We start from the raw sequence: 22,101 nt of genomic DNA, 5'->3' as shown, positions 1-22,101 counted from the left end.
GGCGCGGTCCCACTCAGCCCGGCACGCGACGGATGATCGCGCCCAGGGATTGCAATTTTTCCTCGATGCACTCGTAACCACGGTCGATGTGGTAGATGCGGTCCACGGTGGTGTCGCCGGAGGCGGCCAGGCCGGCGATCACCAGGGACGCCGAGGCGCGCAGGTCGGTGGCCATCACCGGCGCGCCGGTGAGGCTCTCCACGCCCCGGCAGATGGCGGTGTTGCCCTGCACTTCGATGTCGGCGCCCATGCGGTTCATTTCCTGCACGTGCATGAAGCGGTTCTCGAACACCGTCTCGACGATGGTGCCGGTGCCCTCGGCGATGATGTTCAGCGCCATGAACTGCGCCTGCATATCGGTGGGCATGGCCGGATACGGCGCGGTGCGCAGGCTCACCGCCTTGGGCCGGCGGCCTTCCATGTCCAGACTGATCCAGTCGTCGCCGGTCTCGATGCGGGCGCCGGCCTCTTCCAGCTTCTGCAGCACCGCGTCCAGCAGGGTCGGGTCGGTGTCCTTGCACTTGATGCGCCCGCCGGTGATGGCGGCGGCGATCAGATAGGTGCCGGTCTCGATGCGGTCGGAAATCACTTCGTGGTGGCAGCCGCCCAGTTTGGCCACGCCCTCGACGACGATGGTGTCCTTGCCGGCGTCACGGACCTTGCCGCCCATGGCATTGATGAAGTTGGCCAGGTCCACCACTTCCGGCTCGCGGGCGGCGTTTTCCAGAATGGTGGTGCCGTCGGCCAGAGCCGCCGCCATCATCAGGTTCTCGGTGCCGGTCACGGTGACCGTGTCCATGACGATGCGCGCGCCTTTCAGGCGCCCGTCCACGCTGGCGTGCACATAGCCGTTGGTCACCTCGATGTCGGCGCCCATGGCTTCCAGGCCGCGCAGGTGGATGTCCACCGGCCGCGAGCCGATGGCGCAGCCGCCGGGCAGGGACACGGAAGCGCGGCCGAAGTGAGCCAGCAACGGGCCCAGCACCAGGATCGAGGCGCGCATGGTCTTGACCAGATCGTAGGGCGCCACGAAGTCCTCGATGCGGGACGCGTCGACCTCCACGTTGAGGCGGTCGTCGATCACCAGCTGCACGCCCATGCGGCCGAGCAGTTCGATCAGGGTGGTCACGTCCTGCAGATGCGGCAGGTTGCCCACCGTCACCGGCTCGCTGGCCAACAGCGTGGCGGCCAGGATCGGCAGCGACGAGTTCTTGGAACCGGAAATACGAATCTCGCCGTCGAGGCGCTTGCCGCCGGTGATGATCAATTTGTCCATGGAAAGTCTCTTAGAACCCGGTCTTCAGGCGATGCCCATTTTCTGGGCTTTGTCCCACTCGGCGCGGGTGAAGGTTTTGAGGGACACGGCGTGAATGCTGTTGTCCTTGATGCGATCGTTGATGCAGGCGTAGATCAGCTGCTGGCGTTTCACCGGCATCAGCCCTTCGAAGGCATCGGATACCACGCGGATCAGGAAGCGGTCACCTTCGCCTTCCACCGCCACATCGGCATCGTCGAAACCGGCTTCCACCAGTGCCTTCACGTCTTCGGGATTCATGGTCGCTCCTTATTGCTGAGGGGCGAATGATACGCGAGGGCCACCGGGGTTGTCATGCCGGGGCCGGCGGGCGCCGGCCCCGGAGGGCGGGATTACCGAGCGCTTTGAGGGGCGCTCTCGATGTCGACCTTTTCTTCCACGTCGGCGTTCTGGGCGGACCAGTTGTCGATGGCCTTGTCCAGGTCACCGTATTGCTGCATGGACTGGGCGAACTGGGCCTGGTAGACGGCGCGCAGGTCCAGGCCGTTGACGAACACGTTCACCACCTTCCACTGGTCGCCGTCCTGGAACAGGGTGAAATACACCGGAATCACCTTGCCGTCGTCGGTGGTGCCCTGCACCCGCACCCGGGCATAGTTGCCCTTGCGGTCTTCCTCGCGCATCGGCAGCACCTCGATCTTCTGACCCTGGTACAGGGTCACGCCGGAGGCATAGGTATTGATCAGGCTGTTCTTGAACACGTCCAGGAAACGGTACTTCTGATCCCGGCTGGCCTCGTCGAAGTAATCACCCATCACCATGCGGGTGATGCGCTTGAAGTCCACCAGCGGCACCAGTTCCTCGCGCACCAGCTGGCGCGCGTACTCCGGTTCCTTATTGAGCCGGTCGCGGTTCTGGTCGATCAGGGTGGTCATGCGGTCCAGGGTGTCCTGAACCAGCTCGCGCGGATCCTGAGCGGCCTGGGCCAGGCCCGCCATGGCCATCAGAACCAGCGCCATTACCGCCGCGAAAGGTTGTTTTAAGGTCATACTTCACTCCCTGTAATTGCTTGATGCCCGGTTGTACGGCTTTCCCACCGGGGTGTCCAGGCGTTTGTTATTGGAACACGGGAGGGCACCGGGGTTCCGTGAAGAGCGGGACACCGGGAACGCCAGTGGCCCGCGCGGGGTCTCAGGGCGGGCGCGCCAGTGTATAATCGCCGCCAGCGAGGAGACACGAGAGACCATGAGCAACGACCACATCGCCATCGCCCGCCGCGTTCTCGACGAAGAAGCCCGCGCCGTGGCCGCGCTGAGCCTGCGGGTCAGCGACGATTTCGTGCGCGCCTGCGAGCGCATTCTCGAATGCCCCGGCCGCGTGATCGTCACCGGCATGGGCAAAAGCGGCCATATCGGCAGCAAGGTGGCCGCCACCCTGGCCAGCACCGGCACCCCGTCGTTTTTCGTGCACCCGGGCGAGGCCTCCCACGGCGACCTGGGCATGATCACCGGCGCCGACGTGGTGCTGGCGCTGTCCAACTCCGGCGAAACCGGCGAGATTCTCACCATCCTGCCAGTGATCAAGCGCAAGGGCGCCGGCCTGATCAGCATGACCGGCCGCCCCGAGTCGTCCCTGGCGCGGCTGTCCGACGTGCACCTGGACGTGGCCGTGGAGGAGGAGGCCTGCCCGCACAATCTGGCGCCCACCTCCTCCACCACCGCCACTCTGGCCATGGGCGACGCCCTGGCCATCGCCCTGCTGGAGGCGCGCGGCTTCACCCCCGAGGATTTCGCCCTCAGCCACCCGGGCGGCAGCCTGGGCCGGCGCCTGCTGTTGAAGGTGGATGACATCATGCACACCGGGGAGCGCCTGCCGCGGGTACCCCGCGACGCCAGTCTGTCCGAGGCGTTGCTGGAAATGACCCGCAAGGGCCTGGGGATGACCACGGTGGTGGACGAGGACGACCGCCTGATCGGTCTGTTCACCGACGGCGACCTGCGCCGCACCCTGGAGAAGGGCCTGGATATCCGCCAGGCCGGCATCGCCGAGGTGATGTCCAGCCACCCGGTGACCATGGCCCCGGGGCTGCTCGCCGCCGAGGCGCTGCAGATCATGGAAACGCGCAAGATCAACGGCCTGATCGTCTGTGATGACCAGCGTCGACCGATCGGCGCGCTCAACACCCAGGACCTGCTGCGCGCCGGAGTGATGTAATGGCTTTTTCGATTTCCACCGCCGATGCCCGCGCCCTGCGCCTGATGGCGTTCGACGTGGACGGCGTGATGACCGACGGCCGCCTGCACTACGGGCCGGACGGCGAAACCCTCAAGGTGTTTCACGTGCACGACGGCCACGGCCTCAAGAAGCTGGCCGCCAGCGGCGTCACCCTGGCCATCATCACCGGCCGGGACACGCCCATGGTGGCGCGCCGTGCCCGGGAACTGGGCATCGAGCACGTCATTCAGGGCCGCGAGGACAAGGCCGTCGCCCTCGCCGACCTGGCCGGGCGCCTGGGTATCGGTGCCCGGGAAACCGGCTATGCCGGCGACGATGAACCGGACGTGGGGGCCCTGCAGTGGGCCCAGATCGCCTTCGCCCCCGCCAACGCCCATGCCTGCGCGCGGCAGGCCGCCGATCACATTACCCGGGCCCGTGGCGGCGACGGCGCGGTCCGTGAAATCTGCGATGCCCTGCTGGCATTGCGGGAGGCGCCGTGAGACGCCAGGGCCTGCTCAGCGCCTCCGGCATTCTGCTGCTCGGCCTGATCGTGCTGATGACCCTGCACGAGTGGGACAACCCCCTGGAGGACGATCGCGAGGCCTTTCTCAGCGCCCCGCTGATCATTGCCGACACCATTACCGCCAAGGCCTATGACCGGGACACCGGCAAGGTCAGCTACGAGCTCAAGGCCGATCACCTGGAGCAGTTTCAACGGGAGGCGCTGACCACGCTCACCGAGCCGGATCTGCGCATGGAAAACGACAACGGCATCTGGACCATCCGTTCCCGCCGTGGTGAAGTGCGCGACAACGGCGACCTGATCGTGTTTCTGGATCAGGTCAAGGCACGCAGCGAGACCAACGGCGTCACGCTCAGCACCGACGAACTGGAGTATCTGAACGATGCCAGCCAGGTCCGCTCGCCGGGCGCGCTGACCCTGGAGCATCGCGACGGCAACACCCGCGCCGGCAGCATGCGGTCGGACCTGACCAGCGGCGAAATGACCCTCGAAAAAGGAGTGGTAAGTGAATTCACGGGCAGCAATTAAAGGGCTCGGCCTGTTCGGGCTGCTGTTCGCCGGCCTGGCCGGCGCCGCCCAGCCTCCCGGCGGCCAGCCCGTGGAGGTGAGCGCCGACAGCGCCACCTTCGAGCAAAGCGCCGGCACCGGCGTGTACCGCGGCGACGCGGAACTGATCCAGGGCAACCGGCGCCTGAACGCCGACGTGATCCGGCTGTTCACGGAGAACAACCAACTGGTACGCGTGGAGGCCACCGGCAATCCGGTGCGCATGCGCGAGGGCGAGGACCTGCAGGCGCGGGCCAGGAACCTGGTCTACGACCTGCGCGCCCGGCGGCTGGTGCTTACCGGCGACGCCCATGTGGACCACCAGGGCAACACCTTCGAGGGCGCCCGGGTGCAGTACAACCTGGATTCACGGCGGGTGGACGCCAGCGGTGAAGGCGACAAGCGCGTGCGGCTGGTGATCCCGGCCAAGAACACCGAGCCGGCCGGCGAAAACGGCGCTCAAGACGGCAACACGGAGACCCCCTGAATGGCACATCTGAGCGCCCATAACCTGGCCAAAAGCTACAAAAGCACCCGCGTCATCGAGGACGTGTCCCTGGAAGTGGAAGCCGGCCAGATCGTCGGCCTGCTGGGCCCCAACGGCGCCGGCAAGACCACCTGCTTCTATATGATCGTGGGTCTGGTGGCCGCCGATGCCGGCCGCATCGAAATCAACGGCGACGACATCACCCACCTGCCGATGCACGGCCGCGCCCGCCGGGGCATCGGCTATCTGCCCCAGGAAGCCAGTATTTTCCGCCGGCTCACCGTGGAGCAGAACATCATGGCGATCCTGGAAACGCGCAAGGAAATGACCAAGGCGCAGCGCGAGGAGCAACTGGAAAGCCTGCTCAGCGAGTTCCACATCGACCACATTCGCGACTCCATGGGCATGAGCCTGTCCGGCGGCGAACGCCGGCGGGCGGAAATCGCCCGCGGGCTGGCCACCAACCCGGATTTCATCCTGCTGGACGAGCCCTTCGCCGGCGTCGATCCGATCTCGGTGAACGACATCAAGGGCATCATCCGCCACCTGAAGGAACGGGGCATCGGCGTGCTGATCACCGACCATAACGTGCGCGAAACCCTGGACATCTGCGACACGGCCTATATTGTCAGTACCGGTCACATCATCGCCGACGGCGACGCCACCACCATTCTCGGCAACCAGCAGGTTCGCGACGTCTACCTGGGGGCGGACTTCCGGCTATAACCGGAACCGGCCACCCGCGCCGGCCCCGCCCTACACCCTCGCCCCGGGAAAAGCAACACTTGGCATGATTATTGCTTAAAGCAAATTAATGCTGCTATGCTGCCCGACTTCGGGAACGAGCGACCCAGTAGCATGAAACCCACTCTACAACTGCAAATCGGCCAGCAGCTGACCATGACGCCCCAGCTGCAGCAGGCAATCCGCCTGCTGCAGCTGTCGACGCTGGACCTGCGCATGGAGATCCAGCAGGCGGTGGAGAACAACCCCCTGCTGGAGCTGGAAGACGGCGCCGAGGACTTTTCCGCGGACGACCCGGACGGCGACGGCGAGATGGAGCTGGAGCGCGACGACGCCCTGGACGACCTGGTCGAGGGCAGCGTGGAAACCGACAGCGAGTGGGACGACCTCTATGTGGGCCAGAGCAGCGCCGGCGCCGGTGAAGGCGACGACGCGGACGCCTGGCAACAGCGCCACGCCAACCCGGACACCCTGCTCGACCACCTGGAGTGGCAGCTCAACCTGACCCCGATGAGCGACCGCGACCGGGTGATCGCCCAGATCATCCTGGAAGCCCTGGACGAGCGCGGCTATGTCACGGTTTCCCTCGAGGATCTGGTGGGCACCGCCGAGACCCAGATCGCCGACCCGGACGACCCGTTGGAAGACGACGAGGTGGTGGCGGTGCTGCACCGCCTGCAGCAGTTCGACCCGGTGGGCGTGGCCAGCCGCGACCTGGCCGAATGCCTGGGCGTGCAATTGGCCCAGCTGGCCGCCGACACCCCTCATCTGGACACCGCCCGCGCCCTGCTGGTCCACCAGGAGCTGTTGGAAAAACACGACTACGCCGGCCTGCGTCGCGCCCTGGCGGTGAGTGAGGCGGACCTGGTGGCGGCACTGGGTCTGCTGCGCACCCTGGACCCGGCACCGGGCCAGCAGATCGGCGGCGACACCGCCGACTACGCGGTGCCCGACGTGGTGGTGCGCGCCCACCGGGGCGGCTGGCGGGTGGAGCTCAACGAAGAGGTGCTGCCCAAGGTCAATCTGCAGGCCCAGTACGCGCAGATGGCGCGGCAGGTGGGCGGCGACGACGGTCAGTACCTGCGCAACTGCATGCAGGAAGCCAAGTGGTTCCTGAAAAGCCTGCAAAGTCGCAACGACACCCTGCTCAAGGTCGCCAGCCGCATCGTCGAGGTGCAGCAGGACTTCTTCAACTACGGCGAGGAAGCCATGAAACCGCTGGTGCTGGCCGACATCGCCGAGGCGGTGGAGATGCACGAATCCACCATCAGCCGGGTCACCAACCAGAAATTCATGCTCACGCCCCGGGGCGTGTTCGAGCTCAAGTACTTCTTCTCCAGCCATGTGGACACGGACGGCGGCGGTGAGTGTTCCTCCACCGCCATTCGTGCCATCATTAAGAAGCTGGTCGCCGCCGAGAACCCTCGCAAGCCGCTCAGCGACAACAAGCTGGCAAGCCTGCTCAACGACCAGGGCATCAAGGTGGCGCGCCGCACCGTCGCCAAGTACCGCGAGGCGATGCGAATCCCGTCCTCCAGCGCGCGCAAGCGGCTGGTCTAGGCCGGACCGGAACGGATATCTCTTCGACAAGAGAGAAGGAGCCAGCTATGCAGATCAACCTCAGTGGCCACCATCTGGACATCACCGACGCCCTGCGTGACTACGTGGACGAGAAGTTCGCCAAACTGGAGCGCCACTCCGACCAGATCACCAGCGTTCAGGTGATCCTTTCCCCGGAGCCCAAGAGCCATAAGGCGGAATCCACCATTCATATATCCGGAGCGGACCTGTTCGCCACCGCCCAGGCGGACGACATGTACGCGGCCATTGATGCGCTGACCAGCAAGCTGGACCGGCAAATTCTCAAACACAAGGAAAAGACCGTGGGCCGCAAGCACGGCCACTAGGTCGCCCAGAACCCGATTATGCGAGTACGCGAACTGCTCACCGAAGACCGCACCTATGACGACGTGGCGGTCACCAGTAAAAAACGGTTGCTCGACCAAATCGCCCAGCTGGCCGCGGCCAGCTGTGGCGGCCTCAACGAGCAGGAAGTCTTCGACGCCCTGGTGGCCCGCGAAAAGCTGGGCTCCACCGGCATCGGCGAGGGCATCGCCATCCCCCACTGCCGGCTGGGTCACTGCGACGCCGCCATCGGCCTGCTGCTGAAGCTGTCCGAACCGGTGGACTTCGACGCGGTGGACGGGCGTCCGGTGGACCTGGTGTTCGTGCTGCTGGTGCCGGAACAGAACCCGGAACAGCACCTCAAGACCCTCAGCCACCTGGCCAATCTGTTCAACGACGACGACTACCGCAGCGACCTGCGCCACGCCCACGGCAATCAGCGTCTGTATCAGACCGCGGTGGAATCGGAGGCCGAAATTCGCCTGGCATCCTGAGCCGGTCGGCCGGACCATCGCTATGAAACTGACCATCCTCAGCGGACGATCGGGCTCGGGCAAGACCACCGCCCTCCAGGCCCTGGAAGACCACGGCTATTATTGCGTGGACAACCTGCCCCTGGGCCTGCTCCCCACCCTCGCGGCGCAATTGCAGAACGAGGACCACGCGCCGCAGCGCGTGGCGGTGGGCGTGGACGCCCGCAACCTGCCCCGCCAGTTGCTGGCGTTCAATCGCATCATTGAGGAACTGCGCCAGCAGCCGCTGGACACCGAGATCATCTTTCTCGAGGCGGAGCCGGCCACGCTGTTGAAGCGGTTCAGCGCCACCCGTCGCCGGCACCCCCTGAGCGGCGACGAACGCACCCTGGCCGACGCCATCGAGCTGGAAGCCAAACTGCTGGCCGATATCCGCCAGCTCGCCGATCTGGTGATCGACACCAGCAACCTGGACGTGCACACCCTGCGCAATATGATCCGCCAGCGGGTGGCGCGCCGGGACGTGCGGCTGTCCCTGCTGATCCAGTCGTTCGGCTACAAGAACGGCCTGCCCCACGACGCCGACCTGGTGTTCGACGTGCGCGCCCTGCCCAACCCACACTGGCAGGGGGACCTGCGCCCGCTCACCGGCCGCGACGACAAGGTGGCCGAGTTTCTGCGCGGCCACCCGGAAAGCGGCGCCATGCTCGACGACATCTTTCACTTCCTGGACCGCTGGCTGCCCGCCTACGGCGCCAACGATCGCAGCTACGTGACCGTGGCGGTGGGCTGCACCGGTGGCCGCCACCGCTCGGTCTACATCACCGAACAGCTGGCCCAACGGCTGCGCGAAAAGGGCGTGCCCCTGCACGTGCGCCACCGGGAGCTGGATGGATGATTGAGCGGAACCTGACGATCACCAACAAGCTCGGCCTGCACGCCCGCGCCGCCGCCAAGGTGGTGAGCGTATCCTGCCGCTACAGCTGCACCATCCAGGTGCTGCACGGCGAGCGCCAGATCGACGCCAAAAGCATCATGGGCCTGCTGATGCTGGGCGCCGCCAAGGGCACCACCCTGACGGTGCGGGTGGACGGCGAGGACGAAGTGCCCGCCATGGACGAACTGGCCGACCTGTTCGAACGCAAGTTCGACGAAGGCGAGTAGCGGCCGCTTTTTCACCCTTTGATCCTTCCCTGGCCGGCGCTGGGTTAAACTGGCGCACAGCGAGGAGGGGTCATGTCCGAACAAAGTCAGCACAAGCGCAATCTCAACGCCGTTAACCGGGCCCTGGCCGGGGGCACCTTTTCCCAGGTGCGCCAGTTGCTCAACAGCCTGCCCGGCGCCGAGACCGCCCACCTGCTGGAATCCTCCCCGCCCCGGGAACGGGAAATTCTCTGGCGCCTGCTCAGCCAGGAGCAGGAAACCGAGGTGCTGCAGTACCTGGGCGAGGAGGTGCGCGTGGAACTGCTGCGCGACCTGCCGCCGGAAGAACTGGTCCCGCTGATCGAGGATCTGGACACCGACGACCTGGCCGACCTGCTGCAGGAATTGCCCGAGCAGGTCACCAGCCAGGTGCTGGCCGCCCTGGACGCGCAGAACCGGGAACGCCTGGAACAGGTGATGAGCTACCCGGAGGACACCGCCGGCGGCCTGATGAACACCGACGTGATCACGGTGCGCCCGGAGATCACCTTCGGCGTGGTACAGCGCTATCTGCGCCGTCGCGGTGAAATCCCCGAAACCACCGACAACCTACTGGTGGTCAATCGCCGCAACCAGTTTATCGGCGTGCTGCCGCTGACCCGGGTGCTGATCTCCGACCCGGGCACCACGGTGCGCGAAGCCATGCGCACCGACGTGGAGGCGATCCCCGCCGACCGCCCCGCCCACGACGTGGCCAAGCTGTTCGAACGGCTCGACCTGATCACCGCCGCGGTGGTGGACGAGAACGGCGTGCTGGTGGGCCGGATCACCATCGATGACGTGGTGGACGTGATCCGCGAGGAAGCGGACCACTCGCTGATGGGCATGGCCGGCCTGGACGAGGACGAGGACACCTTCGGCTCGGTGTGGCACACGGTGCGGCGCCGTTCCCTGTGGCTGGGCATCAACCTGCTCACCGCCCTGGCCGCCTCGGCGGTGATCAGTCTGTTCGAAAACACCCTGGAAAAAGTGGTGGCCCTGGCGGTGCTGATGCCGATCGTGGCCAGCATGGGCGGCATCGCCGGCAGCCAGACCCTGACGCTGGTGATCCGCGCCATGGCCCTGGGCCAGGTGCAGGAAGGCAATACCCGTTATCTGTTCACCAAGGAACTGGCGGTGGGCGCGCTCAACGGCCTGCTCTGGGCCCTGGTGATCGGCGCCACCGCCGCGCTCTGGTTCGACGACGCCAGCCTGGGCATGATCATCGCCTCGGCCATGGTGCTGAACCTGGTGGTGGCCGCCGGCGCCGGGGCCCTGATTCCCATCGCCATGAAACGCATGGGCATCGACCCGGCGCTGGCCGGGTCGGTGGTGCTCACCACCATTACGGATGTGGTCGGGTTCTTCGCGTTTCTGGGGCTGGCGACGATTCTCTACGCCAGTTTGCTCTAGCGGCCTGGCGGCCGCCTCCTCACAAATCCGGCGTGGCGTCCGGTTCGTCGTCGCCGACGCCGAAGATATCCCGGAACGAGGCGTAGACGGACACCGTGGTCAGGGCCAGCAAGAACAGGGCGAACACCAGGGACAGGAGGCCGCTGACCAGGCCCACCACCAGCATGGCCAGGCTGTCCGCGCCGAACAGCAGATTCGCGCCGGCCAGCAGCACACCGAGCAACACCGCCAGCAGCAGCAAGAACAGCATCGGCACCAGGCCGTACCAGAGCATCGGCAGCCAGTTGCGAAGCACCGCCACCAGACTCTCCTTCAGCGCCGGCAGGGGCCGGCGGTCGCCGAAGAACACCAGCGGCACCTGAAACCAGATCACCGCCATATAGGGGATCGACACCGCCACCATGATCAGCATCAGCAGCGCGGTCTTGATGATACCCATCTGCCCGAACGCCGAGGCGGAGGCCGGATCCAGGGGCTCGCCCTGGAAGCCGGCGGTAAACAGGGCGGCGATTTCCCGGCCGAACAGCAGCAGCGCCGCCGCCACCATCACCAGGGTGAACAGAATCTGCAGCCCCACCTGGGTCAGGCCGGTCAGGAACAGGGGCCCGGTGCGCTGGGAAAAGCCGGCGAACAGCTGCCCGAAATCGAACTCCTCATCGTGCCAGCGCCGCCAGGCCAGTTGCATCAGACCGGCCGCCAGCACCGGCCCGATCAGCGTCGGCGCGAAGTTGCCGAGCACCGGCACGAACAGTCCGAGCAGGCTGATGCCCATGATCACCGCCATGAACACCAGCAGGGCCAGGCACCAGAGCACCCGGTTGGCGGCGGTGAGCCGCCAGGCCCGCCGCCACCACAGCCAGCCATGGCCGATCGGCCGGCGCCTGGCGGCGCCGACCCGCTCGGGGCCGGGGCCGGCGGGCCCGCCCAGGTCCGCTTCCGGGCCCTGGTAGGGATTGATCATGACGCGGTCAGGACCTGTTTAAAGGACAGATAGAAGGCGCCGGCCAGGATCGGCATCACGAACAGCCAGCCGAGCAGCGCCGGCAGCGCCGCCAGCGCCACGATCACGGTGGCCACCAGACCGTAGACGACCATCGGGATCAGGTTCTTGAGGCACGCCTGGAAACTGAGTTTCAGGGCCCGGCCCGGGCCGGTATCGGTGAGCATCACCAGCGGCACGGTGAAGTAGAACAGAAACGCCACCAAGGTGACCACGACCACGGCCACCAACATCAACACCAGGAACAGCCCGCCACTCAGACCACCACTGGTTGCTCCCGGATCCATGCCCGACAGCGCGCCGGCGCCCAGCGTCATGACCATCAGGCCACCGACCAGCAAACCGATGGCCAGGAACACACCCAGCTGGGCCAGCGACAGCAGCAGCAGCGGACCGGTACGCTGGGAAAAGCCGGCGAACAGATCGGTGAAATCGGACTGGCCGGTGGTGTCGATGCGGTGAAACATCTTCACCAGGCCACCGTACAGCAGCGTCATCAGAAACGGCTGCGCCAGCGGGCCGATCAACGGAATGAACTGCAACACGGTGGTGATCACGAAGATCAGCACCAGGGCCCCGATTACCACGCCCCAGTGACCGGACAGCAGCTTCATGCCGTCGCCGATCCAGCCCAGCGCCTCGCCCACGGTCACCTTGCGGGGCTCGCTCAGTTGCATATCTCCCGGGGCCGTCGCGTTGCCAACGACATCGGCTTCCGGTTGTTGATACGGATTCACATCACTCATGGATAGCTTCCCTTGCTTTCAGCAAATAAAAAAATAACGATTCAAACGCCGGCCACTTTCATCGCGGCCAGCAAAAGGGATCCGGAGGCAATGTTGCCGCGACGGTCCACATCGGTACCGCTCCCCTGAATGCCGGCGAACATGTCCCCCAGATTTCCGGCAATGGTAAACTCTTGAAGCGGCTTCTGTATGACACCGTTCTCAATCCAGAAACCGGCGGCGCCCCGCGAATAATCCCCGGTCACCAGATTGACGCCCTGCCCCATCACCTCGGTGACCAGCACGCCGGTGCCCATGCGCCGCATCAGCGCCGCCAGGTCCTCGCCGGTGTCGGTGATGGACAGATTACGCACCCCGCCGCCGTTGCCGGTGGGCGCCATTTCCAGACGCCGTGACGCGTACAGGCCGAGCGCGTAACGCTTCAGCACACCGTCCTCCACGAACGCCTGGGCACGGGTGGGCAGACCGTCCGCGTCGAACCCGGCGGAGCCGTTGCCGCCCACCTGCAGCGGATCCTCACGGATGTCGATACCGGCGGGAAACAGGCGTTCGCCGAGCCGGTCACGCAGGAAGGAGGCGCGCCGGTACAGGGTGCCGCCGCTGATCGCCGACACGAAATGCGCCAGCAGGGTGGCGGCGATTTCCGGCGACAGCAGCACCGGCCATTGGCCGGTGGCCGGCACCTCGGCGCCGAGCCGCGCCAGGGTGCGGCGGCGCGCTTCCTCGCCCACCTGCTCCGGCCCGGCCATGCGGTCGGCCTGGCGGTTGCCGTCGTACCAGTAGTTGCGCTGCATGCCGTTGACGTCCTCGGCCACCACCGCGCAGCTGCGCGAGTGGAAGGTGCCGGCGTGGCCCTGCAGAAAGCCGGCGCTGGTACCCAGCACCTGCACGCTGACGCCGGTGCTCACCGAGGCCCCTTCGGAGTTGACGATGCGAGCGTCGTCACGGGCCACGTTTTCACAGCGCAGCGCTTCCTCGATGGCCTGATCGGTGGTCAGCGCCCAGGGGTGATACAGCGCCAGATCCGGCTCCGGGCCAGCCAGCTGATCCGCTTCGGCGAGACCGGCGAACGGGTCTTCCTCGGTATGGCGGGCGATGGCGCAGGCAGCGGCCACCGCGTCGCGCAGGCTTTCCGGGCTGTCGTCGGAGGTGCTGGCGTGGCCCTTGCGCTGGCCGAAGAACACGGTCACGCCGAGGCCGCGGTCGCGGTGGAACTCCACCGTTTCCACCTCGCCCAGGCGCACGTCCACGGACAGGCCCTGGGCCAGATTCAGGCGCGCTTCGGCGGCGCTGGCGCCCTGCCGTTTGGCTTCCTCGAGCACGCGGGCGACCACATCGCGGGCGGCGGCGAGGGAATGAGGACCGAGATCAACTGTCGCGCTGGCGTTTTCGGACATAAACTAAGGCTTTCTCTTCCGCGTTGATGATATGACCGAGTATAACGATCCCCTGACGAGCAAGACACGCCGCAAACTGGAAATGCAGGAACTGCAGGAAGTGGGCCTGGAGCTGATGGCCCTCAAGGCCGGCCAGCAAGCGCGTCTGCCGCTCAATGACCCGCTGCGCGCGGCCCTGGACGAAGCACGCCGCATTCAGCATCCGGACGCGCGCCGCCGCCACGCGCTGTACGTGGGCCGGCTGATCAGCGATTCCGATCCGGACACGCTGCTGGCCGCCCTGGCGTCGCTCACCGACCCGGTGCGCCAGCAGCGGCTGCAGCAGTGGACCGAGCAGGTACTGGCCTGCGAGGGTCCCCGTGATGCGGAGCCGATCGTGCAGCAGATTCTTCAGTACTACCCGGACGGCGACCGCCAGGCGCTGCGCAACCAGGTGCGCAATCTGATCAAGGCGCGCCCGGCCGGTGAACTGCACGAAGCGGACGCGGAGCAGCGCGCCCGCCTGAAGCGGGAGCGCAAGCGCTTCCTGGGGCTGCTCAACGACCTGGACAAGAACAGCCCGCTCTACTGAGCGTTGTCTTCCCAGGGCCGCGGCGGCTCCACCACCGTTTGCACCACCGGATCGTCCAGGTCCCAGCCGCCGCCGATGGCGGCGGCCAGGCGGATCGAGGCGTTCAGGCGATCGGCCAGAATCTGTAATTGGGCGCGCTGGGCGTCCAGCGCCAGGTCCTGGGCGTTGGCCACTTCCAGAAAGGTGACCATGCCGGCCCGGTAACGGTTGGTGACCACCCGCAGGTTGTCCCGGGCCAGGGCCAGCAGCGCGTCCTGCTGCTCGCTTTGCTGTGTCAGAAAGCGCAGCGCCGCCAGGGCGTCCTCCACTTCCCGCAGACTTTCCAGCACCGTTTGCCGGTACAGCGCCACCTGCTCGTCGTACTCGGCCAGGGCCAGGTCGTTGGCGGCCCGGCGGGCGCCGCCGTCGAACAGGGTCTGCGCCAGGGACGGCCCCACCGACCAGACCCGCACCGGCGCGTCGAGCAGATCGGAGAAGCGGTCCGCCTCCACGCCGTAGGAGGCGGTCAGTGTCAGGTCCGGCAGCCAGGCGGCCCGCGCCACGCCGATGCCGGCGTTGGCGGCGGCCACCTGCCGCTCCGCCACCACCACGTCCGGCCGGCGGCTGATCAGTACCCCGGGCAGGGTCGCCGGCAGGGCCGGCACCGTGGGCAACCGGTCCGCTGGCGCCAGGGCGAACTCCGACGGCGCCCGGCCGATCAGCACGGCGATGGCGTTCTCCTCGGCGGCGCGCTGGTTGCGCAGATCGGACAGCTCGGTGCGCAGGGACTGGCTCTGGGTCTGGGCCTGGATCACGTCGGAGCGCGCCACGATGCCGGCGTTGTATTGATTGCGCGTCAGTTCCAGGGAACGGTCGTAGGCCTCCATGGTTTCCCGCAACAGCGCCATTTGCCGGTCCAGGGCGCGCAGCCGCACATAGCTCTGCGCCAGGGAGACGCGCATGCTCAACCGCACCGCCGCCAGATCGGCGGCGCTGGCCTGCAGACCGGCGCGGTCCGCTTCCACCTGGCGCCGTACCCGGCCCCACAGATCCGGCACCCAGTTGAGATTGAGCCCGGCACTGTAGGACTCGGTAATGCGGCCGCTGCGCACGGTGCTGCCGGTGACCACGCTGCGCGACTCATCGCTGCCGCGCCGCTGGCCCTCCATCGAGGCGCTCAGCACCGGGCTGTAACCGGCGCGGGCATCGGCCCAGCGGGCCTCGGCGGCGCGGAAACGGGCCTGGGCCTGGGCCAGGGTCTGGTTGGCGGCGGCCGCCTGATCCAGCAGGCCGGTGAGCACCGGATCGTCGAACGCCCGCCACCACTCGCCACTGGCGGCCCAGCTTTGCGGCGGCACCGTGCGCCAGCCCTGTTCGTGTTTGAAATCCGCCGGCAGCGGCGCCTCCGGACGTTGATAGTCGGGCCCCACGGTGCAGGCGGCCAGCAGCAGGCCGGCGGCGAGAAGCGTAACGGTGGGCAGGGATCGGTGCAGACTCATGGGGCGGCATTCACGGTGTCGGAGGAACCGGCGCGGCGCAGGGACCACTGCCGCAGCCGTTCCAGATACAGGTAGACCACCGGCGTGGTGTACAGCGTCAACAACTGGCTGAAGGCCAGTCCGCCGATGATGGTGATGCCCAGCGGGCGACGCAACTCCGAACCTTCCGCCAGGCCCAATACCAGCGGCACGGCGCCGAGCAGGCCGGCCAGGTTGGTCATCAGGATCGGGCGCAGGCGCAGCAGCGCCGCCTGGCGGATCGCCGCCGGCGGCGCCAGCCCCTGACGGCGCTGGGCGGCCAGGGCGAAGTCGATCATCAGAATGGCGTTTTTCATCACGATGCCGATCAGCAGGAACAGCCCGAGCAGCGCGATCAGGCTGAACGGCGTGCCGCTGAACCGCAACGCCAGCAGCGCGCCCACCCCCGCCGACGGCAGGGTGGAGAGAATGGTCAGCGGATGCAGGGTGCTTTCGTACAACACCCCGAGCACCAGGTAGACCGCCACCAGCACCGCCAGAATCAGCATCGGCTGGCTCAGTTCGCCGGTCAGTTTGGGGCCGCTGTTCTCCGGCGCCACATGCACCTCGGTGGGCAGCATCACCCGGTTGAGCATGGCGTCGATGGCGGCCTGGGCCTCGGACAGCACCACCCCGGGCGCCAGCGCATAGCCGATGCCCTGGGAAGCGAACTGGCCCTCATGGCGGATGCGGTCCGGCGCCATGCCGTAATGCCAGGTGGCGAAGGTGGACAACGGCACCCGCTGGCCATCGTCGGTGAGCACCTGCAACTGCCCCAGCACCGAGGGGTCGGCGGTGTAGCGCGGGTCCAGCTCCATCACCACCCGGTACTGATTGAGCTCATCGTAAAGGGTGGCCACCTGGCGCTGGGAAAACGAATTGTTGAGCACCGAGGCCACGGTTTGCATGTCCACGCCGTAGCGGCGCGCCACCTCGCGGTCGATGTCCAGGGTGATCTGGCGGGTTTCCTCGTTGCCGGCGTCGTCCACGTCGGTGAGCTCCGGCAGTTGTTGCATGGCGGTGGCCACCTTGCGGCCCCAGGTATCCAGGGCTTCCAGGGAATCGGAGCGCAGAATCAGTTCGTGCTCGCTGCGGCTGAACGGGCTGGAGAGCATGATGTCCTGGTCCACCATCAGAAACAGGAAGCCGCCGGGCACCGGCGGCGCCGTGGCGCGCAGCCGGTCCACCACCTGCTGGGCGGACACGCCCCTCTCCGCCCGTGGCTTGAGGCGGATGGTGAGCTGGGCGTTGGTCAGGCCCCGGTCACCGCCGGAGGTACCGGTGACGTCCGCCACCGCCGGATCGTCCAGGATCTGTTGCCGGAACGCCTCGATCTTGGGCTGCATTACCTGGAACGAGAAGCCGTCGTCGCCGCGCACGAAGCCACGGATCTGGCCGGTGTCCTGCTGCGGCAAGGTGGTCTTGGGAATCGCCACGTACAAATACAGGTTGCCGCCGATCACCGCCGCCAGCACCAGCATCGTCAGCACGCCATGGCGCAGCGCCCAGTCCAGGCTGGTGGCGTAGGCGTCGCGCAGGTCGTCGAACAGGGCGGCACTGCGCCGCGCCAGCCGTCCCGGCGCCTGGCGGCTCTGGTGGGTGAGCCAGCGCGCGCACAGGCTCGGTGTCAGGGTCAGCGACAGGGCCAGGGAAATCAGCATGGCCGCCGCCAGGGTCAGGGAAAACTCCCGGAACAGTTTCTCCACCACCCCGCCCATGAACAGGATGGAGACGAACACCACCACCAGTGCCAGATTCATGGCCAGCAGGGTGAAGCCCACCTCGCGGGCGCCGGTGATCGCCGCCTGCATCGGCGGCAGGCCCGCCTCGCGATGGCGCTGCACGTTCTCCAACACCACGATGGCGTCGTCCACCACCAGACCGGCGGCGACGATCAGCGCCATCAGCGACAGGTTGTTCAGGGAGAAGCCGTAGAAGTACATCACCGCGAAGGTGCCGATCAGCGACACCGGAATCGCCACCGACGGAATCAGCGCGGTGCGCACGCTGCCCAGGAACAGCCACACCACCAGCACCACCAGCAGCACCGCGATCAGCAGGGAGGTCTGCGCCTCGCTCAACGAGGCGCGAATGCCCGGCGAGCGATCCATCACCACGGTGAGCTGGCTGTCCGCCGGCATCAGCGCGCGCAGCGCCGGCAGCTCCTGGCGAATGGCGTCGATGGTGCTGACGATGTTGGCGCCGGGCTGGCGGCTGATTTCCACGATCACCGCCGGGCGCTGGTTGTGGAAGCCGCTGGTATAGCGGTTCTCCACCGAGTCGGTGACGGTGGCCACGTCGTCCAGGCGGGTGATGGCGCCGTCCTCGGCGCGCAGCACCAGGGGCCGGTACTCATCCGCCCGGTCCAGGGCCCGGCTCAGGGTCAGGTCCCAGTGGCGCTCGCCCTCCTCCACCGCGCCCAGGGGCTGCAGGGCGTTGGCGGCGCCAATGGTGTCGCTGACCTGGTCCAGGGCGATGCCCCGGGACACCAGGGCGCCGGGATTGAGCTGCACCCGCACCGCCGGCAGCGAGGCGCCGTCCACCCGTACTTCGCCGACGCCGCGGATCTGCGCGATCTTCTGCGCCAGCACCGTGGAGGCGGCGTCGTAAAGCTGCGCCGGGGACAGGTTCGGCGAACTCAGCGCCAGCCCCATGATCGGTGCCTGGGACGGATTGATCTTGCGGTACTGCGGATTGCCGGGCATGCCGGCGGGCAGCTGGCCGCGCACCGCGTTGATGGCCGCCTGCACATCCCGGGCCGCTTCGTTCAGGTCCCGGTCCAGCTCGAAGATCAAGGCGATCTCGGTGGAGCCCTGGCCGCTGCGCGAGGAAATCGAGGTGACCCCGGAGATGCTGCCCAGGGAGCGTTCCAGCGGCGTGGCCACGCTGGCGGCCATATTCTCCGGGCTGGCGCCGGGCAGGCTGGCGCTCACCGTGATCACCGGCAGGTCCACCTGCGGCAACGGCGCCACCGGCAGCAATCGCCAGGCCAGCAACCCGCCCAACACCACCGCCAGCGCGATCAGCACGCTGGCGATGGGCCGGGCGATGAACAGCGCCGCCGGATTCACCGCGCCGGCTCCGCCCGGCGCCGCGACAGCCGGTCAAAGAACAGGTAGACCACCGGCGTGGTGAACAGGGTCAGCACCTGGCTCACCAGCAGGCCGCCCACCATCACCAGCCCCAGCGGCTGGCGCAGCTCGGCGCCGGAGCCGCCGGCCAGCATCAGCGGGATGGCGCCGAACAGCGCCGCCAGGGTGGTCATCAGAATCGGCCGGAAGCGCAGCAGCGCGGCACGATGGATCGCCTCCCGCGGCGCCAGCCCTTCGTGACGCTGCGCGTCCAGGGCGAAATCCACCATCATGATGCCGTTCTTCTTGACCAGCCCGATCAGCAGCACCACCCCGACCACCGCGATCAGGTCCAGGGGCCGGCCGGTGAGCAGCAGCGCCAACAGCGCGCCCACCGCCGCCGACGGCAGCGTGGAAAGAATGGTGATGGGATGAATAAAGCTCTCGTACAGCACCCCCAGCACGATGTACATCACCACCACCGCCGCCAGGATCAGCCACAGGGTATTGGCCAGGGACGCGCGGAATGCCTCGGCGGCGCCCTGGAACCGGCTGTCCACCTGGGCGGGCAGCCCGATCTCGCGCTGCACCGTCTCGATCGCGTCCACCGCCTCGCCCAGGGAAGCCCCCGGCGCCAGATTGAACGACAACGTAGCGGACGGGAACTGCCCCTGGTGGTTGATCTGCAGGGCACCGTGGCGCTGGGTGACCCGCGCCAGGGTGGCCAGCGGCACCGGCTCGCCGTCGGCGTTGCTCACATAGGTGCGCTCCAGCGCCGGCAGCCCTTGGGCGAAACGGGGGGCCGCTTCCAGGATCACCCGGTACTGGTTGGACTGGGTGAACAGGGTCGCCACCTGACGCTGGCCGTAGGCGTTCTGCAGGGCGTCGGCGATGTCCGCCACGCGGATGCCGAGCCGGGCGGCCCGGTCCCGGTCAATGTCGATGTAGGCCTGGGCCGCGCGCTGCTGCAGATCGCTGGCCACATCGCGCAATTCCGGTCGCTCGGCCAGCGCCGCCACCAGCAGCGGCACCCACTCCTCCAGCACGTCGCTGTCCGGGGTGGTCACGGAAAACTGGTACTGGGTGCGGCTGACCCGGTCCTCGATGCTCAGCTCCTGGACCGGCTGAAACCAGGCGCGGATGCCGTCCACCTCGGCGGCCCGTTCGGCCAGACGCGCCATCACCGTTTGCACCGATTCGTCCCGGTCACCGTGGACGGGCAGATTGATCAGCATGCGGCCGCTGTTGAGCGCCGTGTTGGTGCCGTCCACGCCGATAAAGGAGGACAGGCTGGCGACGCCCGGGTCCGCCAGCAGCGCCGAGGCCAGCCGCTGCTGGCGCTCGCCCATGGCCTGGAACGAAACGCTCTGCGGCGCCTCGGTGATCACCTGGATCACGCCGCTGTCCTGCACCGGGAAGAAATCTTTTTTCACCGCCAGATAGAGCAGTCCGGTGAGCGCGATGGTCGCCAGCATCACCATCAGGGCGGCGGTCTGCCGCGCCAGCACCCAGGTCAGCGCCCGGTCGTAGCGGCCCAGCACCCGGTTCATCAGCGACGGCGCCTCCGGGTCGTGCCCCGGCGGCCGGCGCAGCATGCGCGCGCTCATCATCGGCGTCAGCGTCAGCGAGATCAGCAGCGACAGACCAATGGCCACCGCCAGGGTCACCGCGAACTCATGGAACAGGCGCCCCACCACGTCGCCCATGAACAGCAGCGGGATCAGCACCGCGATCAGCGACACGGTCAGCGACACCAGCGTGAAGCCGATTTCCGAGGCGCCGCGCAGGGCCGCCTCCAGCGGCGAGACACCGCGTTCCCGGTGGCGGGCGATGTTCTCCAGCATGACGATGGCGTCGTCGATCACGAACCCGGTGGCGATGGTCAGCGCCATCAGGGTCAGGTTGTTGATCGAATAGCCCGCCATGTACATGAACACGAAGGTGCCCACCAGCGACAGCGGCACCGCCACGCTGGGAATGATGGTGGCCGGCACGCTGCGCAGGAACGCGAAGGTGACCAGCACCACCAGGCCGATGGCGAACAGCAGCTCGGTCTGGGTGGCGCGCACCGAGGCACGGATGCTTTCGGTGCGGTCGGTGAGCACCGCCACGTCCACCGCCGCCGGCAGGGTGGCGGTGAGCTGGGGCAACAGGGCGCGGACACTGTCGGCCACCTCGATCACATTGGCGCCGGGCTGGCGCTGGATGTTCACCAGCACCGCCGGCTGATCCCCGGCCCAGGCGGCCAGAAAGCGGTTCTCGGCGCCGTCCACGATGGTCGCCACATCCCCGAGACGCAGCGGCACGCCGTCCCGCCAGGCGACGATCAGATCACGGTATTCCGCCACCGAGCGGATCTGGTCGTTGGCCTCCAGCATGGTGCTGCGGAACGGTCCGTCGAAGCTGCCCTTGGGCTGGTTCACGTTGGTGGCGGCGATGGCCGCGCGCACCTCCTCCAGGCTGACGCCATAGGCGGCCAGCGCCATGGGATTGGTCTGTACCCGCAGGGCCGGACGCTGGCCGCCGGCCAGACTCACCAGCCCGACCCCGGACAGCTGCGCCAGCTTCTGGGCGATGCGCGTGTCCACCAGGTCGTGCACGGCCGGCAACGGCAGGGTGGCGGAGCTGATCGCCAGGGTCAGAATCGGCGCGTCCGCCGGGTTCACCTTGCGGTAGATGGGCGGCGTGGGCAGGTCCGTGGGCAGCAGGTTGCTGGCGGTGTTCATGGCCGCCTGCACCTCCTGCTCGGCCACCCCCAGGTCCATGGCCAGGTCGAATTGCAGGGTGATCACCGAAGCGCCGGCGGCGCTGGTGGACGACATCTGCTTGAGGCCGGGGATGCGCCCGAGCTGGCGCTCCAGGGGCGCGGTGATGGTGCGCGCGGTAACCTCCGGGCCGGCGCCGGGCTGGAAGGTGAACACCTGGATCACCGGGTAGTCCACCTGCGGCAAAGCCGCCACCGGCAGCAGCCGCCAGGCCAGCAGGCCGGCCATCAGCAGCGCCGCCATCAGCAGCGAGGTGGCCACCGGGCGCAGGATGAACGGGCGCGACAGACTCATCGGCTCGCCTCCGGCG

Annotated in this window: 21 protein-coding genes; 12 read left to right on the top strand and 9 right to left on the bottom strand. The window is 67.5% G+C overall.

Translation table 11 applies throughout. The features are described 5' to 3' along the window. Positions 1-13: 13 nt before the first annotated feature. The 3 genes from murA to ACLD0W_RS07795 all read right to left on the bottom strand — a co-directional run bounded on the left by murA (position 14) and on the right by ACLD0W_RS07795 (position 2,304). A complete protein-coding gene (gene murA / locus ACLD0W_RS07805; protein WP_410306930.1) occupies positions 14-1,276 on the bottom strand; it encodes a UDP-N-acetylglucosamine 1-carboxyvinyltransferase in 1,263 nt (420 codons plus the stop codon). Between the two features lie 24 nt (positions 1,277-1,300). Then, the gene (locus ACLD0W_RS07800; RefSeq protein WP_410306929.1) at positions 1,301-1,555 is read right to left on the bottom strand and encodes a BolA family protein; all 255 of its coding nucleotides are present in this window, start codon (positions 1,553-1,555) and stop codon (positions 1,301-1,303) included. Positions 1,556-1,647: 92 nt separating this feature from the next. Beyond that, a complete protein-coding gene (locus tag ACLD0W_RS07795) occupies positions 1,648-2,304 on the bottom strand; it encodes a phospholipid-binding protein MlaC (RefSeq protein WP_410306928.1) in 657 nt (218 codons plus the stop codon). Positions 2,305-2,500: 196 nt separating this feature from the next. On the opposite strand from ACLD0W_RS07795, the gene ACLD0W_RS07790 reads away from it, so the two are divergent. The 11 genes from ACLD0W_RS07790 to mgtE all read left to right on the top strand — a co-directional run bounded on the left by ACLD0W_RS07790 (position 2,501) and on the right by mgtE (position 10,745). Then, a complete protein-coding gene (locus ACLD0W_RS07790; RefSeq protein WP_410306927.1) occupies positions 2,501-3,469 on the top strand; it encodes a KpsF/GutQ family sugar-phosphate isomerase in 969 nt (322 codons plus the stop codon). Next, positions 3,469-3,972: a KdsC family phosphatase gene (locus ACLD0W_RS07785; RefSeq protein ID WP_410306926.1), complete on the top strand. Its 504-nt coding sequence runs from the start codon at positions 3,469-3,471 to the stop codon at positions 3,970-3,972. The genes ACLD0W_RS07790 and ACLD0W_RS07785 overlap by 1 nt, the downstream gene beginning before the upstream one ends. After that, a complete protein-coding gene (gene lptC, locus ACLD0W_RS07780) occupies positions 3,969-4,523 on the top strand; it encodes an LPS export ABC transporter periplasmic protein LptC (RefSeq protein WP_410306925.1) in 555 nt (184 codons plus the stop codon). Before ACLD0W_RS07785 ends, lptC begins: the two co-directional genes overlap by 4 nt. After that, positions 4,501-5,028: a lipopolysaccharide transport periplasmic protein LptA gene (lptA, locus tag ACLD0W_RS07775; RefSeq protein WP_410306924.1), complete on the top strand. Its 528-nt coding sequence runs from the start codon at positions 4,501-4,503 to the stop codon at positions 5,026-5,028. The genes lptC and lptA overlap by 23 nt, the downstream gene beginning before the upstream one ends. After that, a complete protein-coding gene (lptB, locus tag ACLD0W_RS07770) occupies positions 5,029-5,754 on the top strand; it encodes an LPS export ABC transporter ATP-binding protein (protein WP_410306923.1) in 726 nt (241 codons plus the stop codon). A gap of 132 nt (positions 5,755-5,886) precedes the next feature. After that, positions 5,887-7,332 carry an RNA polymerase factor sigma-54 gene (locus ACLD0W_RS07765; protein WP_410306922.1) on the top strand — a complete coding sequence of 482 codons (1,446 nt, stop codon included), beginning with the start codon at positions 5,887-5,889 and terminating at the stop codon, positions 7,330-7,332. Positions 7,333-7,379: 47 nt separating this feature from the next. Beyond that, positions 7,380-7,679 carry a ribosome hibernation-promoting factor, HPF/YfiA family gene (gene hpf, locus ACLD0W_RS07760; protein WP_138774174.1) on the top strand — a complete coding sequence of 100 codons (300 nt, stop codon included), beginning with the start codon at positions 7,380-7,382 and terminating at the stop codon, positions 7,677-7,679. Between the two features lie 18 nt (positions 7,680-7,697). After that, complete coding sequence (gene ptsN / locus ACLD0W_RS07755; protein WP_204426942.1) at positions 7,698-8,171, top strand: PTS IIA-like nitrogen regulatory protein PtsN; 474 nt, start codon at positions 7,698-7,700, stop codon at positions 8,169-8,171. Positions 8,172-8,193: 22 nt separating this feature from the next. After that, on the top strand, positions 8,194-9,048 hold the full coding sequence (rapZ, locus tag ACLD0W_RS07750) for an RNase adapter RapZ (protein WP_410306921.1): 855 nt from the start codon (positions 8,194-8,196) through the stop codon (positions 9,046-9,048). Continuing rightward, entirely contained in the window at positions 9,045-9,314 is a 270-nt protein-coding gene (locus ACLD0W_RS07745; RefSeq protein WP_410306920.1) for an HPr family phosphocarrier protein, read from the top strand. Before rapZ ends, ACLD0W_RS07745 begins: the two co-directional genes overlap by 4 nt. A gap of 72 nt (positions 9,315-9,386) precedes the next feature. Next, on the top strand, positions 9,387-10,745 hold the full coding sequence (mgtE, locus tag ACLD0W_RS07740; RefSeq protein ID WP_410306919.1) for a magnesium transporter: 1,359 nt from the start codon (positions 9,387-9,389) through the stop codon (positions 10,743-10,745). A gap of 19 nt (positions 10,746-10,764) precedes the next feature. Here mgtE and ACLD0W_RS07735 read toward each other — a convergent pair whose 3' ends face one another. From ACLD0W_RS07735 to pmbA, 3 genes are all read right to left on the bottom strand, one after another. After that, a complete protein-coding gene (locus tag ACLD0W_RS07735) occupies positions 10,765-11,706 on the bottom strand; it encodes a BPSS1780 family membrane protein (RefSeq protein WP_410306918.1) in 942 nt (313 codons plus the stop codon). After that, entirely contained in the window at positions 11,703-12,422 is a 720-nt protein-coding gene (locus ACLD0W_RS07730; RefSeq protein WP_410306917.1) for a BPSS1780 family membrane protein, read from the bottom strand. Before ACLD0W_RS07730 ends, ACLD0W_RS07735 begins: the two co-directional genes overlap by 4 nt. Positions 12,423-12,532: 110 nt before the next feature. Then, the gene (gene pmbA, locus ACLD0W_RS07725; RefSeq protein WP_410306916.1) at positions 12,533-13,888 is read right to left on the bottom strand and encodes a metalloprotease PmbA; all 1,356 of its coding nucleotides are present in this window, start codon (positions 13,886-13,888) and stop codon (positions 12,533-12,535) included. A 31-nt stretch (positions 13,889-13,919) separates the two neighbouring features. Between pmbA and yjgA the strand changes: the two genes are divergently transcribed. Continuing rightward, a complete protein-coding gene (gene yjgA, locus ACLD0W_RS07720; RefSeq protein WP_410306915.1) occupies positions 13,920-14,459 on the top strand; it encodes a ribosome biogenesis factor YjgA in 540 nt (179 codons plus the stop codon). On the opposite strand, the gene ACLD0W_RS07715 is transcribed toward yjgA, so the two are convergent. The 3 genes from ACLD0W_RS07715 to ACLD0W_RS07705 are packed head-to-tail and all read right to left on the bottom strand — an operon-like array spanning position 14,453 to position 22,085. Beyond that, positions 14,453-15,937 carry an efflux transporter outer membrane subunit gene (locus ACLD0W_RS07715; RefSeq protein ID WP_410306914.1) on the bottom strand — a complete coding sequence of 495 codons (1,485 nt, stop codon included), beginning with the start codon at positions 15,935-15,937 and terminating at the stop codon, positions 14,453-14,455. The genes yjgA and ACLD0W_RS07715 overlap by 7 nt on opposite strands. Beyond that, on the bottom strand, positions 15,934-19,026 hold the full coding sequence (locus ACLD0W_RS07710; RefSeq protein ID WP_410306913.1) for an efflux RND transporter permease subunit: 3,093 nt from the start codon (positions 19,024-19,026) through the stop codon (positions 15,934-15,936). The genes ACLD0W_RS07715 and ACLD0W_RS07710 overlap by 4 nt, the downstream gene beginning before the upstream one ends. Continuing rightward, positions 19,023-22,085 (bottom strand): multidrug efflux RND transporter permease subunit, encoded by a 3,063-nt coding sequence (locus ACLD0W_RS07705; RefSeq protein ID WP_410306912.1) that lies wholly within the window; start codon positions 22,083-22,085, stop codon positions 19,023-19,025. Before ACLD0W_RS07705 ends, ACLD0W_RS07710 begins: the two co-directional genes overlap by 4 nt. Between the last annotated feature and the right edge of the window lie 16 nt (positions 22,086-22,101).

Source organism: Alloalcanivorax sp. C16-1 (assembly GCF_046507805.1).
Classification (GTDB): Bacteria; Pseudomonadota; Gammaproteobacteria; order Pseudomonadales; family Alcanivoracaceae; genus Alloalcanivorax.
This window is presented reverse-complemented; position numbering and strand designations above follow the sequence as displayed.

What these genes read in the sequence shown, in the direction of transcription:
- murA (WP_410306930.1), bottom strand. Translation starts at nt 1,276, where the DNA reads ATGGACAAATTGATCATCACCGGCGGCAAGCGCCTCGACGGCGAGATT.
- ACLD0W_RS07800 (WP_410306929.1), bottom strand. Translation starts at nt 1,555, where the DNA reads ATGAATCCCGAAGACGTGAAGGCACTGGTGGAAGCCGGTTTCGACGAT.
- ACLD0W_RS07795 (WP_410306928.1), bottom strand. Translation starts at nt 2,304, where the DNA reads ATGACCTTAAAACAACCTTTCGCGGCGGTAATGGCGCTGGTTCTGATG.
- ACLD0W_RS07790 (WP_410306927.1), top strand. Translation starts at nt 2,501, where the DNA reads ATGAGCAACGACCACATCGCCATCGCCCGCCGCGTTCTCGACGAAGAA.
- ACLD0W_RS07785 (WP_410306926.1), top strand. Translation starts at nt 3,469, where the DNA reads ATGGCTTTTTCGATTTCCACCGCCGATGCCCGCGCCCTGCGCCTGATG.
- lptB (WP_410306923.1), top strand. Translation starts at nt 5,029, where the DNA reads ATGGCACATCTGAGCGCCCATAACCTGGCCAAAAGCTACAAAAGCACC.
- ACLD0W_RS07765 (WP_410306922.1), top strand. Translation starts at nt 5,887, where the DNA reads ATGAAACCCACTCTACAACTGCAAATCGGCCAGCAGCTGACCATGACG.
- hpf (WP_138774174.1), top strand. Translation starts at nt 7,380, where the DNA reads ATGCAGATCAACCTCAGTGGCCACCATCTGGACATCACCGACGCCCTG.
- ptsN (WP_204426942.1), top strand. Translation starts at nt 7,698, where the DNA reads ATGCGAGTACGCGAACTGCTCACCGAAGACCGCACCTATGACGACGTG.
- rapZ (WP_410306921.1), top strand. Translation starts at nt 8,194, where the DNA reads ATGAAACTGACCATCCTCAGCGGACGATCGGGCTCGGGCAAGACCACC.
- ACLD0W_RS07745 (WP_410306920.1), top strand. Translation starts at nt 9,045, where the DNA reads ATGATTGAGCGGAACCTGACGATCACCAACAAGCTCGGCCTGCACGCC.
- mgtE (WP_410306919.1), top strand. Translation starts at nt 9,387, where the DNA reads ATGTCCGAACAAAGTCAGCACAAGCGCAATCTCAACGCCGTTAACCGG.
- ACLD0W_RS07735 (WP_410306918.1), bottom strand. Translation starts at nt 11,706, where the DNA reads ATGATCAATCCCTACCAGGGCCCGGAAGCGGACCTGGGCGGGCCCGCC.
- ACLD0W_RS07730 (WP_410306917.1), bottom strand. Translation starts at nt 12,422, where the DNA reads ATGCAACTGAGCGAGCCCCGCAAGGTGACCGTGGGCGAGGCGCTGGGC.
- pmbA (WP_410306916.1), bottom strand. Translation starts at nt 13,888, where the DNA reads ATGTCCGAAAACGCCAGCGCGACAGTTGATCTCGGTCCTCATTCCCTC.
- yjgA (WP_410306915.1), top strand. Translation starts at nt 13,920, where the DNA reads ATGACCGAGTATAACGATCCCCTGACGAGCAAGACACGCCGCAAACTG.
- ACLD0W_RS07715 (WP_410306914.1), bottom strand. Translation starts at nt 15,937, where the DNA reads ATGAGTCTGCACCGATCCCTGCCCACCGTTACGCTTCTCGCCGCCGGC.
- ACLD0W_RS07705 (WP_410306912.1), bottom strand. Translation starts at nt 22,085, where the DNA reads ATGAGTCTGTCGCGCCCGTTCATCCTGCGCCCGGTGGCCACCTCGCTG.